The sequence below is a fragment of the Rhodoferax sp. genome, assembly GCF_039922535.1.
Taxonomy (GTDB): domain Bacteria; phylum Pseudomonadota; class Gammaproteobacteria; order Burkholderiales; family Burkholderiaceae_C; genus Rhodoferax_B.
In genome coordinates this window covers 1-2301 of record NZ_JBDTEM010000098.1, presented here as the reverse complement: position 1 = coordinate 2301, position 2301 = coordinate 1, and the positions used below count along the sequence as shown (strand labels likewise).

Annotated in this window: 4 protein-coding genes; 1 reads left to right on the top strand and 3 read right to left on the bottom strand. The window is 65.0% G+C overall.

Features of this window, described 5'->3' with window-relative positions; genetic code table 11:
- The 3 genes from ABI213_RS04490 to ABI213_RS04480 form a co-directional block, all read right to left on the bottom strand.
- Positions 1–314, bottom strand: a 314-nt coding sequence (locus ABI213_RS04490; protein ID WP_348026227.1) for a hypothetical protein, incomplete at its 3' end; no start/stop codon positions are given.
- Between the two features lie 102 nt (positions 315–416).
- Positions 417–800 carry an antibiotic biosynthesis monooxygenase gene (locus ABI213_RS04485; protein WP_348005310.1) on the bottom strand — a complete coding sequence of 128 codons (384 nt, stop codon included), beginning with the start codon at positions 798–800 and terminating at the stop codon, positions 417–419.
- Positions 797–1987, bottom strand: a complete 1191-nt coding sequence (locus ABI213_RS04480; protein ID WP_348005309.1) for a cytochrome P450 — start codon at positions 1985–1987, stop codon at positions 797–799. The genes ABI213_RS04485 and ABI213_RS04480 overlap by 4 nt, the downstream gene beginning before the upstream one ends.
- 90 nt (positions 1988–2077) lie before the next feature.
- Here ABI213_RS04480 and ABI213_RS04475 point away from each other — a divergent pair.
- On the top strand, positions 2078–2301 hold a 224-nt coding region (locus ABI213_RS04475; protein WP_348026225.1), incomplete at its 3' end, for an ArsR family transcriptional regulator.

The window sequence follows — 2301 nt, the reverse complement described above, 5'->3', positions numbered from 1 at the left end:
AGTACCGCTGCGCACACCCATTGAAAGCGCGCGCGCGGCCCCGCGTAATGCGAGCTCAACTCGCGCACAGCCAGCCCGGCAATCAGCAGAGACAGCAGCATCGGCCCCGCGGGGTACAGCAGCATGCTCAGGCTGACCACCGGAAATATCCGCCACCAGGCATTAATCTGCAGGCGCAACGCGCTGCCGGGGGCCGTCCAGCGGCCAGCGCCCAGGCTGGCCAGGGCCAGCACGCCATAGAGCAGCAGCGTGGCCACCCAGATGCGTGGCGCCAGCGCAGTGCTGGCCAGCGCGGCTACAGAAAAGTCAGACATAGAGAAAGTGGGGCATGCGGCATAAACAGCCGACTATGCTACAACTAATATAGCTGCCTACGCAGATGAGACCTGCGCGAACAGGCTCATTTATCCCTACTTTCAACTACAAAATGTAAACAATCCTGCGTTAAACACCGCCGTGCCGTGCCGTGCCCGGCTGTCGGCCGGTGCCTCATCGCGCTCGTGCAGGCCGTAGTCGCGCACCACGGAGGCAATCCGCAAACGGTAGTCTTGGAAAATCGCCGCCCGGCCCTGTGCCTGCGCTGCCCGGTGCGCCTCCAGCTGGCGCCACTGCAACACGGCGGCTTCGTCACGGAAGAAGGACAGCGACAAAAGCTTGCCCGGCTGGCTGAGGCTCTGAAAGCGCTCGATCGAGATAAAGCCGTCGATCTGCTCCAGCAGCGGCCGCAGCGCGGCGGCGATGTCCAGATACTGCTGCTGGTGCGCGGGCCGCGGTAGGACTTCAAAAATAACGGCGATCATGCGGCCTCCTCGGTGGGGGTAAAAAACTGCGGGATGCGCCCATTCAAAGAGGGGCGGTAACGCCACGCCAGCGGAGCAGTTGCCAAGTGCGGCTGCCGTTGCAGCAGCTCTTGCAGCGCCGTGGCGACGATGGCGTAAGCCCACGCCTGGCCGGGGCAGGCATGCGCTCCAGTGCCAAAACCATAAATAGGGTCGGGTGTACGTCCTATGTCAAATGCATGCGGGCGCGCATGCACCGCCGGATCGCGGCTGGCTGCTGCCAGCACCACCACAATGGTGTCGCCCGGCTGCAGGGCGATGCCCGCGACCGTCGTGGGCTCGGCCACGTAGCGTCGGGTGTTCTGCACAGGCGGATCGTGGCGACTGAGCTCTTGCACCCACGCCGCCCATTGCGCAGGGCTGGCATGCAACATTTCCACCCGCCCCGGCTGCCTGCGCAGGGCCACGATGCTGTTGCCCACCAGGCCCGCCGTGGCGTCAAAGGTCTGCGACAGCAGCCCCACCAGATTGGCGCAGATGGCCTCTATGTCGTCCCAGCCCACGGCAGCCGCCTCACGCAGAACGCCATAGAGCAGGTTATCGGCCGAGGGCGAAGCCGCCAGCACCGCTGCGCGCACCGTGTCCCGTAATGCTTGCCCGGCACAAGATGCCTGCGCCAGTTGGGCAGGCGTACTGAGTGGCGACACACAGGCGACGAAATCGGCCATCCAGCCCACCAGTTGTGCCGCAACCTCTTTATCAAACCCGAGCAAACGGGCCACCACGGTGCAGGGCAACACATGGGTCCAGTGCTGCAGCATGTCGACCAGCAGCCCGTGGGGCGCTGCGTGCACAACATCCATGGCGCAGGCGCGGGTGGTCTCTTGCACCTGCGGCACCGGCACCGCCGCCAAGGCGCGCTGCAATGCCCGTTTGGGGCCGGTATGTGCGCTGCCGTCTTGCATGCGCAGCCATTGGCCAAACAGCGTGCCCGCCACGGTCCCAACGATGGCCGGGGGCACCGGTTCCGCCACCGGCCGCACTTTGCAGCAGGGGTTGCCCAGCACCTCGGCCACTACATCGGCGCGTGCGGCTATCCACACTCCCAGTTCTGGGGCGAACACCAGCGCAGGCCCGGCGACGAGTGCAGCGTAATAAGGATAGGGATCGGTGTGTGTGGGGGCGGCGAATACGTGGGCTGGGTGCATGGTGGGCAATGTGAAGGGTCAGCGTTGTAGATCCAATTTTTGTGGAGTATGCTGAACTTTCCACCACCACAATTCGCTCTACACCGAAGTATGTCCGCACCACTGACCAGCACACCCGATGCCCAACTGTCCCGGGTCGCCGCCGCCATTGCCGAACCGGCCCGCGCACGCATGCTGTGCTGCCTGCTGGACGGCCATGCCCGTACCAGCACCGAACTCTCGGTGGTCGCCGAAGTGAGCCCCTCCACCGCCAGCGCCCATCTGGCGCGGCTTACCGAGCAGCAGCTCATCACCCTGGTGAGCCAGGGCAAGCA